This window comes from Eubacterium sp. An11 (assembly GCF_002161065.1).
Lineage (GTDB): Bacteria > Bacillota > Clostridia > Lachnospirales > Lachnospiraceae > Anaerobutyricum > Anaerobutyricum faecale.
This window is the reverse complement of the sequence record NZ_NFLV01000046.1, coordinates 1-13623: the sequence shown is the minus strand read 5'-3', so window position 1 is coordinate 13623 and position 13623 is coordinate 1. Positions and strand designations below refer to the sequence as shown.

General features: G+C 49.2%; 14 protein-coding genes and 1 pseudogene. 6 read left to right on the top strand and 9 right to left on the bottom strand.

Annotated features, from left to right (window positions below; all coding sequences use genetic code 11):
* Nucleotides 1-173: 173 nt before the first annotated feature.
* Nucleotides 174-440 (bottom strand): hypothetical protein, encoded by a 267-nt coding sequence (locus B5E53_RS17725; RefSeq protein ID WP_087317406.1) that lies wholly within the window; start codon nt 438-440, stop codon nt 174-176.
* Nucleotides 441-713: 273 nt separating this feature from the next.
* Here B5E53_RS17725 and B5E53_RS19380 point away from each other — a divergent pair, with 273 nt between their 5' ends.
* Nucleotides 714-920: a DUF6472 family protein gene (locus tag B5E53_RS19380; RefSeq protein WP_162611967.1), complete on the top strand. Its 207-nt coding sequence runs from the start codon at nt 714-716 to the stop codon at nt 918-920.
* A 45-nt stretch (nt 921-965) separates the two neighbouring features.
* On the opposite strand, the gene B5E53_RS17720 is transcribed toward B5E53_RS19380, so the two are convergent.
* From B5E53_RS17720 to B5E53_RS17710, 3 genes are all read right to left on the bottom strand, one after another.
* A complete protein-coding gene (locus B5E53_RS17720) occupies nt 966-1601 on the bottom strand; it encodes an ABC-2 transporter permease (protein ID WP_087317404.1) in 636 nt (211 codons plus the stop codon).
* 93 nt (nt 1602-1694) lie between these two features.
* Nucleotides 1695-2546, bottom strand: coding sequence for an ABC transporter ATP-binding protein (locus B5E53_RS17715; RefSeq protein ID WP_087317402.1), 852 nt, complete (start codon nt 2544-2546; stop codon nt 1695-1697).
* A 15-nt stretch (nt 2547-2561) separates the two neighbouring features.
* Entirely contained in the window at nt 2562-2939 is a 378-nt protein-coding gene (locus B5E53_RS17710; RefSeq protein WP_087282608.1) for a GntR family transcriptional regulator, read from the bottom strand.
* A 189-nt stretch (nt 2940-3128) separates the two neighbouring features.
* Here B5E53_RS17710 and B5E53_RS17705 point away from each other — a divergent pair, with 189 nt between their 5' ends.
* A complete protein-coding gene (locus B5E53_RS17705) occupies nt 3129-5207 on the top strand; it encodes a beta-galactosidase (protein WP_087317400.1) in 2079 nt (692 codons plus the stop codon).
* Between the two features lie 92 nt (nt 5208-5299).
* Here the strand turns inward: B5E53_RS17705 and B5E53_RS17700 are convergent, their stop codons facing one another.
* From B5E53_RS17700 to B5E53_RS17685, 4 genes are read right to left on the bottom strand one after another with little or no spacing between them, the layout of a single operon-like run.
* Nucleotides 5300-6538, bottom strand: a complete 1239-nt coding sequence (locus B5E53_RS17700) for a 3-isopropylmalate dehydratase large subunit (protein ID WP_087282613.1) — start codon at nt 6536-6538, stop codon at nt 5300-5302.
* A 1-nt stretch (nt 6539) separates the two neighbouring features.
* Entirely contained in the window at nt 6540-7049 is a 510-nt protein-coding gene (locus tag B5E53_RS17695) for a 3-isopropylmalate dehydratase (protein WP_087317398.1), read from the bottom strand.
* Nucleotides 7050-7065: 16 nt separating this feature from the next.
* A complete protein-coding gene (locus tag B5E53_RS17690) occupies nt 7066-8325 on the bottom strand; it encodes an aconitase/3-isopropylmalate dehydratase large subunit family protein (protein WP_087317396.1) in 1260 nt (419 codons plus the stop codon).
* A gap of 2 nt (nt 8326-8327) precedes the next feature.
* Complete coding sequence (locus B5E53_RS17685; RefSeq protein ID WP_087317394.1) at nt 8328-8810, bottom strand: 3-isopropylmalate dehydratase small subunit; 483 nt, start codon at nt 8808-8810, stop codon at nt 8328-8330.
* A 764-nt stretch (nt 8811-9574) separates the two neighbouring features.
* On the opposite strand from B5E53_RS17685, the pseudogene B5E53_RS17680 reads away from it, so the two are divergent.
* The 4 genes and pseudogenes from B5E53_RS17680 (at nt 9575) to B5E53_RS17665 (ending at nt 12225) form a co-directional block, all read left to right on the top strand.
* Nucleotides 9575-10594, top strand: a pseudogene (locus tag B5E53_RS17680) (iron-containing alcohol dehydrogenase).
* Nucleotides 10595-10705: 111 nt separating this feature from the next.
* On the top strand, nt 10706-11176 hold the full coding sequence (locus B5E53_RS17675; protein ID WP_087317392.1) for a flavodoxin: 471 nt from the start codon (nt 10706-10708) through the stop codon (nt 11174-11176).
* 190 nt (nt 11177-11366) lie between these two features.
* Nucleotides 11367-12026 (top strand): TetR family transcriptional regulator, encoded by a 660-nt coding sequence (locus B5E53_RS17670; protein WP_087317410.1) that lies wholly within the window; start codon nt 11367-11369, stop codon nt 12024-12026.
* 22 nt (nt 12027-12048) lie between these two features.
* On the top strand, nt 12049-12225 hold the full coding sequence (locus B5E53_RS17665) for a DUF4250 domain-containing protein (protein ID WP_087317408.1): 177 nt from the start codon (nt 12049-12051) through the stop codon (nt 12223-12225).
* A 103-nt stretch (nt 12226-12328) separates the two neighbouring features.
* Here the strand turns inward: B5E53_RS17665 and B5E53_RS17660 are convergent, their stop codons facing one another.
* Nucleotides 12329-13468 carry a pyruvate kinase gene (locus B5E53_RS17660; protein ID WP_087317390.1) on the bottom strand — a complete coding sequence of 380 codons (1140 nt, stop codon included), beginning with the start codon at nt 13466-13468 and terminating at the stop codon, nt 12329-12331.
* Between the last annotated feature and the right edge of the window lie 155 nt (nt 13469-13623).

Here is a 13623-nt window from a genome sequence, read left to right as displayed (position 1 = left end):
CTCCTATGGAAAAACATGAAATTTATTTGCAGGCAGCATAAAATCTGCCAGTAGTTTTAATCTACTGGCAGGAAAAATTTATATTTTTTTCATTGTCTACTTGACGGGGAGCAGTTCAAAGTGCGTATCTGGCAGCGGCCGCTGCTTATTATGGATTATGTCAGGACAGACAATTATTTCCGGTACTCTTCCGGAATATCTTCCTCATCCCAGAAACTTACGCCGAACTTTTTCTGGCTGCCCATCTTGATGCCGTAACCGAGAACGTTATCAGTGGAGCGGTCCAGAAGCATGTTGATGTAATCCATGGCTTCTTTATGTTTTTCTCCTACCACGTAAACATTAAAGTTCTTGGTGGCTTCGCTGTTGATCACGGTGTAATTGCCGGCTTTTAAATCTTCGTCTCTCTGTGGAACTAATTTCTGCTGTTCTGCTGTCATTGTGTCTTTCCTCCTTATAAATGTATTCCGTATATGCTGTCTCCGCCGGTTCAGCCTGCCGGAAAGAGACATCTGAATGACAGAATGCTCTGTCAATAATGGCATAAAGCCCTGTCTGTCATTATAACACAAAAGGCAGTGAAAGCAACTTTTTTCTGAAAAAAGAGACCCGAGGAAGAAATCCACAGAAGCGAAGAAGGAAGGTGGCTGCCCTCCGGCGGGGATTGATTTTCTTAAGTCGAATCGGTATAATAGTCCGGAAAGTATAAAGACATGAAGAAGAACAGGAGAGAACCGGGAGGTGAGCATATGCAGTGTGATTACTGTGCTTTTTACTGGATTGACGAGGAAGACGGTCAGGGAGAATGTACGGTAAATCTGGATGAGGATGACCTGGCGAGGCTGCTGGGAAGTCCCCGGGACGGATGTCCGTATTTCCAGATGGACGATGAATATAAGATTGTGCGCAAACAGATGTAAGAAATGCTCCGGCCGCATTTGAGCAGCCGGAGCATTAAAACGTTTTCAGAACTCCTTTTTCTGCACGATACCGATGCTGATCAGGCAGGAGACGCCAAGGAACAGCAGAGCGATCAACAGTGTGATGAAGGACATGATGCCTGCATTGACGGCCGACATGGCGTCCAGCATCGCCAGAAGGTCAATACCGATGAGTTCCAGTCCGTTAGGAGCCAGCCCGCCGATGACAAGCAGAAGGACGATGCGGCCTCTTTCTCCGCCGAATTTAAGCTGGAATGGAAGCATCAGGGCGAGGATAACAAACATCATGGACAGGATTAAAAATGCGCTGAACCACGTCTCTGTGTCGGGATGGATTCCTTTGAGGAAACCCACCGATATGGCGATAATCATCGCCAGCACCCAGGCGCAGCAGCCGAGAATCGCACCGAAAATATATTTTTCCACGGCATAGGTGCGGCGGGAGATCGGCAGAGAAAACAGAAAAGCATTTCCGTTGTCAAATTCATCATAACTGATGGAGCTTATGGAAAACAGGGAAGACACAAAGGCCATGAAACCTGTGGTGAAAGCAACTTCGTAGGATGAAAACGTAATGACGACGCCTACCAATAATATAAGAAGAAAGAACCGTTTCTGCATTTTCATTAATTTAAAATCTTTGATCAATAAACCTTTCATAATTTTCCACCTCTCTGGTCTGAATGAGAATATGCTTCTTCCGGAACTTGTGAAATATTTCAGTTCTTCCGGAGTGTTTTGGCCGGCTGTGTTTCAGACGGCTTTGCCTCGGATCATCATGGAGATCACTTCGTCGATACTGCCTTTTTCGATGGCGATATCCGGATAGTTTTCCGCATAAAATACCTTCTGGTTGGTCAGGCAGCTGTATCCGTAGGTTTCTTTTTTTACCCGTAAAATGTACTGTTTATCCAGAGCGTTGTATTGTTCCCCGCTCATTTTCAGAAGGGCGTAATCGCTCAGAAGAACGTCGGTTTCCTCATGGAGGACGATGCGGCCCTCATGAATCATGTAAAGGTCGTCGCATAAGCTTTCCAGGTCGCTGGAAATGTGTGAGCTGATGAGGATAGAACGTTCCAGATCAGCTTCCATGTATTCCCGCAGCAGATCAAGAAGTTCATCTCTGGCTATCACGTCGAGACCGGCTGTCGGTTCGTCCAGAATCAGAAACCGGGCGTTGTGGGAGATGGCGACAAGCACTTTCAGTTTCGCTCTCATGCCGGTGGAAAACTCCCGGATCTGTTTGCGAAGGGGCAGCTCCGCCTTCTGTACCTGTTCCATAAAAAATGTTTTATCAAAATGTTCGTACAGACTGTCGAGGACCGGGAGAATATCGGAGATGGTCAGATAACCGGAGAAGCCGGAATCGGAGAGCACCACACCCAGATTCTGTCTGTCGGCGGCGGTGAAATTTCTGATATCCTTACCCAGAAGAGTAACATTTCCTCCGTCCGCGGAAATCAGTCCCAGCACGGCTTTAAAAGTTGTGCTCTTCCCTGCGCCGTTCTGGCCGATCAGGCCGGTGATGCATCCGGGCATCACCGTCAGAGAGCAGTCCAGAGAAAAATTCGTATAATTTTTTCTTAAATGATCGATTTTCAGCATAATGAATCCTCCAAATTATTCGTTTTCTTCCAGAATCATTTCAAAAAGCGTACGGATATCTTCATCACTGATTCCGCATCGTCTGCCTTTTTGTATGGCCATCTCCAAATCGGCTTCCACTTCTTTTTTCTGCTCCTCCAGCAAAAGTTCCGCGTTGGCTGCCGACACATAGGTGCCTTTTCCGTGAACCGTCACGGTGAAGCCTTCGGCTTCCAGGTTGTCGTAAGCTTTTTTTACAGTCAGAGCGCTGATTTTTAATTCTTTTGATAAGGAGCGGACAGAAGGAAGGTTGTCATTTTCCTTCAGTTCCCCGTTGCGGATGAGCGTCTTGATCTGGTCGACGATCTGCTCGTAAATGGGAACCATGGAAGAGTGATTGATGATTATTTTCATTGGTTCTACCTCCTCTGTTTGTAAACAGTATATAACAGTCTAGAACTGTTGTCAAGTGTTATACACTGTTTATTCAAAAGTTTTTTGGAATTATAAAATAGGGAGATGTTTGTGAAAGTGGGTAGCATGAGGGATGCGTTTATGTTATTATACCAATAACAAAAAAATGAATAAGCGGAGGAAATTTGGATGAAAGAACTACTTTTTGGCGCGGCCTATTATGATGAATATATGCCGTATGACCGTCTGGACCAGGATGTGGCTCTGATGAAAAAAGCGGGCATCAATACCGTGCGGATCGCGGAGTCCACCTGGAGTACCTGCGAACCGCAGGAGGGCGTTTTTGACTTTTCTCATGTGGAGCGGGTGATGGACGCCATGGAAGAGGCGGGTATTCACGTGATCATCGGCACGCCCACCTACGCCGTCCCTGCATGGATGGTGAAGTCTCATCCGGATGTGCTGGTGACGACGGTGAAGGGACGGGCGCTTTACGGCTCCCGTCAGATCATGGATATCACCCATCCGGTATATCGTTTTTACGCGGAGCGGGTGATCCGGAAGCTGATGGAATGTACCGCTCACCGGAAATGTGTTATCGGTTTTCAGATTGACAATGAGACGAAAAATTATGGCACGGCCGGAAAAAATGTACAGGAAAAGTTCGTGAAATATCTCCGGGAGAAGTTCCATAACGATCTTGACGCCATGAATCATGAGTTTGGACTTGACTACTGGAGCAACCGCATTGACGCCTGGGAGGATTTTCCGGACATCCGGGGTACCGTAAACGGCAGTCTGGGCGCGGAGTTTGAAAAGTTCCAGCGGACTCTGGTGGACGATTTCCTCGCCTGGCAGGCGGCCATCGTCAGCGAATACCGGAGAGAAGATCAGTTTATCACTCACAATTTTGATTTTGAATGGCGGGGATATTCTTACGGCGTGCAGCCGGAAGTCAATCATTATCATGCGGCAAGGGCGCTGACTATCGCCGGAGTGGATATATATCATCCCTCCCAGGATGAACTGACCGGCGCGGAGATCGCCTTTGGGGGCGACATGACCCGGTCTTTAAAAAATGATAATTATCTGGTCATAGAGACAGAGGCCCAGGGATGGCCCGGCTGGACGCCGTACAGGGGACAGCTGCGCCTGCAGGCATACAGCCATCTGGCTTCCGGCGCCGACAGCGTTATGTACTGGCACTGGCATTCCATCCATAACTCTATGGAGACATACTGGAAAGGGCTGCTGAGCCATGACTTTGAAGAAAATGAGACGTATCGGGAAGCCTGTGTGATCGGACAGGAATGGAAGGAAACCGGCAGTCATCTGGTGAACCTGAAAAAGCGCAATGATGTCGCTATCCTTGTCAGCAACGAGGCTCTCACGGGACTGAACTGGTTTGGTATCGAGGCCTCTGCCGACGGCAATCACGGCATCCGTTATAACGATGTGCTGCGCTGGATATACGACGTCCTCTACCGCATGAATGTGGAGTGTGACTTTATCTGGCCGGAATCGGAACACCTTGACAAGTATAAAGCCATCATCGTTCCGGCCCTGTACGCCGCTCCCGACGACCTTCTCCAACGGCTGAATCAGTATGTGGCAGATGGCGGCACCCTCTTTGTCACCTTCAAAACCGCTTTCTCCAATGAAAACCTGAAGGTCAGTCATGATGTGCAGCCTCATATCCTCCGTCAGTGCCTTGGCGTGAAATATCATCAGTTTGCCTTCCCGAAACATGTGGGGCTGACAGGAAAACTTCTGCAGTGCCTGCACGGAGAGCAGCAGAAACGAGAGAGGGCGGAGGGTACGACGCCGGACGAAGGTTATTTGGCGTCTGACATGCAGGCAAGAATTTTTATGGAACTTCTCTTGCCGGAAACCGCCGAAACCCTTCTTTCCTACGATCATTATAACTGGGGAGAATACGCGGCATTTACCCGGAATTCTTACGGGAAAGGAACCGCTTTCTATCTGGGCTGTATGACTGGCGAAGAACTGCTGACCTTCATCCTTGAAACTGTACTGCAGGCCGCAGGCGTGGAGCTGCCACAGGAGTGTTTCCCGGTTATTGTACGAAAAGGAAAAAATGACTACGGAAAGACCGTGAGGTATTATCTGAATTACTCGCCCGAAAAACAGGAAGTGTCCTGGCAGCACAGTGAGGGAACGGAACTCCTCACCGGACAAAAAATTCAGACAGGGGAAACTCTGGCGCTGGAACCGTGGAATCTGCGGATTGTGGAAGGAGAGGACTGATAAATGTTTCATAATAGAATGATAAATAAATGAGAATAAGAAAACGGCAGAATGGAGGCTGATGTCCATTCTGCCGTTGTTTTAGATATTGTCTATTCCGGCATAGTGATCCTGCCGTAGATGGCTGAGGTGGCCGCGGTGGCCGGGGAACCCAGGTAGATGCCTACTTTGGAGGTACCCATGCGGCCCAGGAAGTTCCGGTTGTTGGTGGCGAGGACCTTCTCGCCGTCGGTAAGGATGCCGCCGGCACGTCCGCAGCAAAGTCCGCAGCCCGGCTGGGTGATGATGGCTCCGGCTGCGGCCAGAGTCTTCATGTAGCCGGCTTTGATGGCGTCCAGATAAATCTGGCGGCTGGCCGGGGTGATGATGAGCTTGCAGGCAACAGTCTTTCCTTCGAGGATTCTGGCTGCCACAGCCAGGTCTTCCAGACGGCCATTGGTGCAGGAACCGATGAATACCTGGTCAAGCTCTGTGCCCTCCACTTCAGATACAGGATGGATGTTGTCCACCTGGGACGGGCAGGCGCAGACAGGAACAAGATCTTCCGCCTGATAGGTCATGACTTTGCAGTAGCTGGCGTCGTCGTCGCCGTAAAGCCAGTCCACGTCCTCCATGGATACTTTGGAATATTCACAGGTTTTTTCGTCCGGGCGGAAGAGGCAGGCTTTGGCTCCGGCTTCGATGGCCATATTGGAGATGGTCATGCGGGAAGCCACGCTCATAGTATCCACGGCAGAGCCGGTGATCTCCAGAGCTTTGTAGGTGGCGCCGTCAGCGCGCAGGTCTCCGATGAGCCGGAGAATCACGTCTTTTGCAGATACATTTGCCGGAAGCTCGCCGTCGATGACGACTTTGATAGTTTCCGGAACGCGGATCCACATTTCTCCCGTGCCGAGAATGGCAGCCATCTCGGTGTAGCCGATGCCCGAGGAGAAACAGCCCACGCAGCCGTAGGTGGTGGTGTGGGAGTCGGTGCCGAACACGATGTTGCCTGGTTTGGCGTATCCCATCTCGGTCATAAGCTGATGACAGATACCGTCGCTGCGATGCACGTGGGTGAGACCGTATTTATCCGCGAAAGCGTCGCCGATCTTAAAGTGGCGGACGTCTTCCACAGCGCTGGTCGGAACCAGATGATCGTAAATTAAAACGACTTTGTCCGGATCCCATAACTTTTTAAAGCCCATTTCTTCAAATTTCTCTGCCACAAATGGAATGAAAATGTCGTGGATCATCACCCGGTCCACATTTACGGTGACAATTTGTCCCGGTTCCACATGATCGGCTCCGATATTTTTTTTGATGATTTTTTCAATTAATGTATAGCCCATGTCAACCCTCCTCAATGATGCCGTTTCGTTTCTGCATGGCCTTAACGAGACCGCCGGCATTGATAATATCCATCAGATTCTGCGGAAGAGGAGTGATCGGGAAAATCTGTCCGTCCTTCTCAATGGACTCGCCCATGGTGACGGTAATCTCATCGCCTTCTTTGACCACATCCTGGATGTCGCTGTTTTCGATGAGCAGCAGCCCGTTATTGATGGAATTGCGGAAAAAGATGCGGGCGTAGGATTTGGCGATGACACATTTGATCTTCAGCGCCTTGATAATCTCCGGTGCCTGCTCCCGGGAAGAGCCGCAGCCAAAGTTCTTTCCGGCAACGATGATGTCGCCTTCCTTGATTTGTCCGGCCAGCTCCGGGCGCAGCGGAGAGAAGCCGTACTGTTTCATATCTTCGACAGTTGGCAGGGCCAGATATTCTGTCGGGATGATGATATCGGTGTCAATATCGTCGCCCAGTACCCAGACTCTGCCGGTAAATTTTTCTGTATTACTCATAGGAATCGAATCCTTTCTATATATTATTCGTTTCGTCTGTGATATATCCGGCCACGGCGGAAGCAGCAGCTACAGCGGCGTTGGACAGATACACCTTGGAGGTCGGATGACCGGCGCGGCCTTTAAAGTTTCTCGTTCCGGTGGAGATGAGCACCTCATTTTCTCCGATAACGCCCTGACAGCTTCCCCAGCAGACGGAGCAGTTCGGATTCATGATCATGGCGCCGGCTTCCATCAATGTGGTGATGATGCCTTCTTCCAGAGCCTCAATGTAGACGGCTTTGGAAGCCGGGGCAACGATGAAACGTACCTTCGGATTTACCTTTTTGCCCTTTACTACATCGGCAGCGGCACGCAGATCCTCGATACGGCCGTTATTACAGGAGCCTACAAAGGCTTCGTCGATGGCGATTTTCTCTTTCTTCACGTCCTTTAAAAGAGCAAAATTATCCACGAAATCCGGGCGGACAACTACCGGCTCGATTTTGCTCAGGTCATAATCGTACACGGCGGCGAACTGCGCGTCGTCGTCGCTCTTAAACATATGTACCGCTTCCCGGCCATGGGCCTTGCAGTATTCCACAACCTTTTCATCCGGCTCCACGATACCGGCCTTGGCGCCGGCTTCCACCGTCAGATTACAGAGTACGATACGCTCGTCGATGGAGAGATTGTGGGCGCCGTCTCCGGCAAACTCCATGATCTTGTAGTTGGCTCCGTTGGCTCCGATATCACCGATGATGGTGAGGATCAGGTCTCTGGCGTACACGCCCTCCCGCAGAGAACCGTGAAGGTTAAAACGGATGGTTTCCGGAACCATCACCCAGGAAGTTCCGGTGGTCATGGCATAGAGGAAATCTGTGCAGCCCACTCCTGTTCCGAAAGCGCCCAGCGCCCCGTAAGTGGTGGTGTGGGAATCCGCGCCGAAAATCAGCTCGCCCGGGCAGACATAGTCCTCCATCATGATCTGATGGCAGACACCCTGGCCTTCGTACAGCTTGATGCCGTGATCTTTGGCAAAATTACGCATTTTCTTGTGGGCCTCGGCAGTTTTCGGATTCTCTGCCGGGACGTTATGATCCATAATGAAGACCACCTTATCTTTATCGGCGATCCTCGGATGTTTTAACTGGTTATAATACATATCCACTGTCAAATGTGTGGTTCCGTCATTGCTCATCATGCGGTCCAGGGTAACCGTGTGAATATCGTTTGGTTTTACATCATCGACACCGGCAGCTCTGGCAATGATTTTTTCTCCTAATGTCATACCCATGATTACGCTTCCTCCTTATTCAAAGATGCAATGAGTCCTCCGGCAGACAGAATCTTCTGCATGTATTCCGGAAGCTTGGTGCAGGAAAATACCTGGCCGTCCACGGTGACCGTTCCGGCGGATAAATCCAGCTCCGCCTCGCCGCCGTCCTCCACATGATCATACAAATCTTTACAGATAATGACCGGAAGACCGATGTTGATGGCGTTTCTAAAGAAAATTCTTGCAAAAGATTTGGCGATGACCGCCTTGATACCCAGCGCTTTCAGCACGCTTGGCGCCTGTTCTCTGGAAGAACCGCAGCCAAAATTCTCTCCGGCCACGATCAGGTCGCCCGGCTGGGCTTTCTCCGCGAAAGAAGGGTCCAGAGATTCAAATGTATACTGTTTCATTGCCTCAATATCCGGGAGAAGCAGATACTGAGAAGCAATAATCTGGTCGGTGTCCACATCGTTGTGGAACTTCCAGACACGACTCTTACTCATACTGATACCTCCATTGTTACATTTTTTATTCAGAATAATTCATAATATGTCCCATTTTTGTAAAAACAGGCACTATTTCCTATCTGATAACTCATGTTATAGAATACTACAAAATAAATATGAAGTCCAGAATAAATGGGGATTTGTAAATCTCTTTGCACCCCACAGAAGGCTGCTTTACCGAAGACAAGGCATTGATAAAAGTTCTCCTCCTCCACTTCGACAGGCTGGTACCTGGCTGTATTTCATCAATATAAATCAGACGCCTGCGCTCACAGTCGTCGTCAAACCATATCAATGCCTTGTCTTCTACAAATGCAGTCTACGTGCATAGAGATTTACAAGAATCCTGGCTATTGTGGCGAGTCAGCCACGAACAACCTGATATTTTCATCATTAAATAATATCTGCTGTTTTGTCAACGTAGCTCAGGATTTTTGTAAAGGTGGTACAGAGGCTTCTCAACAGGCAAATGACGTTTTGGACACATACGGCTTTCGACCGCGAGCTGTGAAGGAGGACTGAGATAGTCATTTTGCAATGATTCCCCTGGTCACTCCGACTGAGGGTCGAGTCGGGCGAATCCGTATGTGCCCTTGCGTCATTGTCTGTCCGAGCGGATAGCTGCTACCACCTTTACAAATCCCCATTTTTGGAAAAGAATATTGACATAGTGTCAGAATGGTGTTACAGTACATTTGCTGACATATTGTCAGAATAGAACCGCAGTACATTTGCGTTAATGATCAAAGGAGGGACTTGACATGTTAGGAAACTTTTCCTATTGTAACCCGACAAAGTTATATTTTGGAGATGAATCCCTGGGATATCTGAATACGGAACTGCCAAAGTAAGGTGTGGAGATTGCCAGAAATCATCAGGCAGACCTGCTTCTGGCGGTGGGCGGCGGCTCTGTCTGTGATTATGCCAAAGCGGTTTCCGTTTCCGTCAACTGCGACGAAGATCCGTGGGAGAAATATTATCTGCGCTTTGAGGAGCCATCCTGTGAGACCCTTCCGGTGGGATGTGTGCTGACCATGGTGGGAACCGGTTCAGAGATGAATGCAGGTGCGGTCATCACCAATCCGAAGACGAAACAGAAGATTGGTCATGTGTTTGCCGATGAAAAGATTATGCCGAAGTTTGCCATCCTGAACCCGAAATATACACTGACACTGCCGCATTATCAGATGGTGGCCGGCATCTATGATATCTTCAATCATATTTGTGAACAGTATTTCTCCGGGGAGGACGACAATACCAGCGATTATATCAGCGAAGGTCTCATGCGTTCCGTCATCCATGCAAGCCGCATTGCCAATGAGAATCCGCAGGATTACGAGGCCAGAAGCAACCTCATGTGGGCGGCTACCTGGGCCCTCAACACTCTGGTGTCCCGCGGTAAATCCACCGACTGGATGGTCCACATGATCGGGCAGTCTGTGGGAGCCTACACGGACGCCACCCACGGTATGACGCTGGCAGCGGTTTCTCTGCCATATTATCGTTATATTTTACCTTATGGCGTGCAGAAGTTTAAAAGATTCGCCGTCAATGTCTGGGATGTGAATCCGGAAGGAAAGACCGATGAGCAGGTGGCGAAGGAAGGTCTTGCAGCCATGGAAAGCTGGATGAAAGAACTGGGGCTGGTCATGAACATTTCCGAGCTGGGCGCCACAGAGGATATGATCGAAGGGATTGCCGACGGCACCATCATTCTTCCGGGAGGATATAAAGTGCTGGAACATGATGAAGTTGTCAATATTCTGAAAGAGAGTATGTAGGAGGGAACCGGGAAGAAACGGATTCTCCCGCCAGCAGGCCTTCATGAAAAGAGAAAGAACTTCGTGAAAAGAGAAAGAATAAGATGAAATGATGGAAAAGGAGAGAATGTCATGAGTCAAAAAGTTTTAGTTGCATATTTTTCTGCCAGTGGAACAACTGCCCGCGTGGCACAGGAGATAGCGGATGCAGCAGGAGCGGACCTTTATGAAATCCGTCCGGAACAGCCATATACATCTGCGGACATCAACTGGATGGATAAAAACAGCCGCAGCACCCGGGAGATGAACGATCCGTCCTGTCGTCCTGCCATCGCGGAGCCGGTGCAGGATATGGCGCAGTACGATACTATTTTTGTCGGTTTTCCAATCTGGTGGTATGTGGAACCGCGGATCGTGGATACATTTCTTGAGAGCTATGATTTTGCAGGAAAGACGGTGATTCCGTTTGCCACCTCCGGCGGCAGCGATATCCGAAAGGCAGAGAAGAGTCTGAAAGGACATTGCCCGTCCGCTTCCTGGAAAAAAGGACAGCTTTTGAACGGATCCGGAGCGGCAGACTGGGCAAAACGCGTTATGAGCTGAGAACGAGACAGATTTTGCTGAATAAGAGCTGCGAAACAGGCAGGGAGATGTATGGATTTTGTGATCTACAGTCTGATAAAGGACTAATGGATCGCAGACAGACGTCTTCCTGCCTGCGCTTTTTGTTTGACAGGAGAAAGGGAAGTCTCTATAATAAATACCAGTAATGACCGGAAAAGAGGAAACAGTTATGCCAAAGGGTTCAGAAAAATTGACCAACGCGAGAAAAGAAGAGATTGTCAACGCCTGTGCGTCCCTCTATGAGACCATGGGTTTTAAAGATATCACCATCCGGGATATCGGAGAGAAGACTTCCTTTACCCGCACGTCTATTTATAATTATTTTCAGACAAAAGAAGAAATATTTCTGGCACTTTTGCAGCGGGAACACGAGGCGTGGATCGCTGATCTGGAGACGATCATTCATCAGCATGAATCTCTGTCAGCCGGAGAGTTTGCCCATGAGCTTGCCGTCACACTGGAAAGGCGTGGGACAATGCTGAAGCTCATGTCCATGAATCTTTATGATATGGAAGGAAACAGCCGCCTGGAGAATCTGGTATCCTTTAAAAAGGTGTATGCAAAAGCCATGCGGACCATCACCTGCTGTCTGGAGAAATTCTTCCCGTATATGGGTGTCAACGATATACAGGAATTTCTTTATGCGTTCTTCCCATTCCTGTTTGGCCTCTATCCGTACACCACGGCCACGGACAAACAAAAAGAGGCCATGGAGATTGCCCGGGTGAACTATGTGCAGTACTCGGTTTATGAGATTACGAAGTCTTTCGTCACGAAAATGCTTTTTTTCTTTGAGAAGGAAAATGTGCCGGAGACGCATCAATCATGAAGCAAAAAGAAAGGAATCAGCTATGGATTTACCAAAAGACCCGATGATGCTCTACAGCGTTGTCAATACAAAACTGCGGGATTATTACAGCTCACTGGAAGTTATGTGTGAGGATATGGATATTTCCCGGGAAGAATTGGAGAAAACGCTGGGAGCCGCAGGATTTGAGTATAATAAAGAGTTAAATAAGTTTGTATAGACAGCCATATACAAAGTGGATAATAAAATGAATAAAAACATTTAAAGACCGGAAAAGACAGTTCTATGTTTTGCCCGGTCTTTTTAAAGCTGCACACAGCAATTTACAGGAAAAACTTCGATTCCATCCTGTACCGAAGTGCCTCAAAGGAGGTATCTGACAGCACCTGCATGGCTTCCACAGGATAGCGGCCTGCCGCCGTCTCACCGGTGAGCATCAGAGAAGATGCGCCGTCCAGCACAGCATTGAAAATGTCGCTCACTTCTGCCCGGGTTGGCACCGGGTGTTCCGCCATGGATGCCAGCATCTGGGTGACCACCATAAATGGTTTCTTAAAGGCCAGGCAGGTGCGGGCAATCTGTTTTTGAACGCCGGGAAGCTTCGGGAGCGGATACGCATTTCCCAGATCGCCCCGGGCGATGACAATCTGGTCGCAGTGGGGCAGGAGGGAGGAAAGCTGTTCCACGCCCTGCCGGTTTTCGATTTTGGCAAAAATCCGGATATGAGAAAGACGATTATCCATCAACGCTTTTTTCAGATTGATCAGATCTTCGCGGCCGCGGACAAAAGGCAGCATGACACCGGTGACCCGGTACTTCTGTAAGACTTTCAGATTTTCAAAATCCTGTGCAGTCAGAGTGGGAAGTTCCACGGATACGCCGTCGATGGCCAGACTTTTCCGGGAAGAAAGAACTCCGCCGGCTGCGACTCTCGCCTCCGCAGCGGGCAGCGCCGGGCTGACTTTCGTCACGGTGAGGATGATATTTCCGTCATCAAGGCGCAGAGTCTGTCCCTCCTTCAAATAAGGAAAAACAGCTTCCGGCACAGGAATAACCGGAACTTTCATCCCGGAATTCGCTGGGACAGGAGATTTTTCTGTGGAAGAAACATTTTTTTCTTCCATAGAAAAACGCTCATTTTCGGCAGGGGAAGAAATGCTTTTTCCTGCCATGGCAGCGATTGGGCAGAGCCGCACAGCACTGCCGTCTGACAGTGGAAGAGGTTCCTTCAGAATCCCAATGCGGACTTCTGGACCCTGCAGGTCAACCAGCAGGTCGGGTACGATGTGTCTTTTCTCCGCAACGGCGTAAAGGTTCTCAAGCCACGGCTCACAATCCGCCAGATTGGTGTGGGAGAGGTTCAGACGCAGCCCCGTCATCCCTGCCTGAAACATGTCGTTTAATATCTCTGTGGAATGATCGGTCGGGCCGAGAGTTCCATATAATTCTAATGTTTTTTTCATAATATATGCTCCTTATAAATTGCTGAGGTGATTCCGAAATTGGGATTTGTAAATCTCTTTGCAGCCCACAGAAGGCTGCTTTACCGAAGACAAGGCATTGATAAAAGTTCTCCTCCTCCACTTCGGCAGACTGGTACCTGGCTGTATTTCGTCAA

Excerpts from the sequence above, each read along its gene's own strand:
- B5E53_RS17660 (WP_087317390.1), bottom strand. The coding sequence starts at position 13,468 with ATGAAAAAAACATTAGAATTATATGGAACTCTCGGCCCGACCGATCAT.
- B5E53_RS17705 (WP_087317400.1), top strand. The coding sequence starts at position 3,129 with ATGAAAGAACTACTTTTTGGCGCGGCCTATTATGATGAATATATGCCG.
- B5E53_RS17710 (WP_087282608.1), bottom strand. The coding sequence starts at position 2,939 with ATGAAAATAATCATCAATCACTCTTCCATGGTTCCCATTTACGAGCAG.
- B5E53_RS17665 (WP_087317408.1), top strand. The coding sequence starts at position 12,049 with ATGGATTTACCAAAAGACCCGATGATGCTCTACAGCGTTGTCAATACA.
- B5E53_RS17690 (WP_087317396.1), bottom strand. The coding sequence starts at position 8,325 with ATGGGTATGACATTAGGAGAAAAAATCATTGCCAGAGCTGCCGGTGTC.
- B5E53_RS17725 (WP_087317406.1), bottom strand. The coding sequence starts at position 440 with ATGACAGCAGAACAGCAGAAATTAGTTCCACAGAGAGACGAAGATTTA.
- B5E53_RS17695 (WP_087317398.1), bottom strand. The coding sequence starts at position 7,049 with ATGAGTAATACAGAAAAATTTACCGGCAGAGTCTGGGTACTGGGCGAC.
- B5E53_RS17685 (WP_087317394.1), bottom strand. The coding sequence starts at position 8,810 with ATGAGTAAGAGTCGTGTCTGGAAGTTCCACAACGATGTGGACACCGAC.
- B5E53_RS19380 (WP_162611967.1), top strand. The coding sequence starts at position 714 with ATGAAGAAGAACAGGAGAGAACCGGGAGGTGAGCATATGCAGTGTGAT.
- B5E53_RS17700 (WP_087282613.1), bottom strand. The coding sequence starts at position 6,538 with ATGGGCTATACATTAATTGAAAAAATCATCAAAAAAAATATCGGAGCC.
- B5E53_RS17670 (WP_087317410.1), top strand. The coding sequence starts at position 11,367 with ATGCCAAAGGGTTCAGAAAAATTGACCAACGCGAGAAAAGAAGAGATT.
- B5E53_RS17675 (WP_087317392.1), top strand. The coding sequence starts at position 10,706 with ATGAGTCAAAAAGTTTTAGTTGCATATTTTTCTGCCAGTGGAACAACT.
- B5E53_RS17720 (WP_087317404.1), bottom strand. The coding sequence starts at position 1,601 with ATGAAAGGTTTATTGATCAAAGATTTTAAATTAATGAAAATGCAGAAA.
- B5E53_RS17715 (WP_087317402.1), bottom strand. The coding sequence starts at position 2,546 with ATGCTGAAAATCGATCATTTAAGAAAAAATTATACGAATTTTTCTCTG.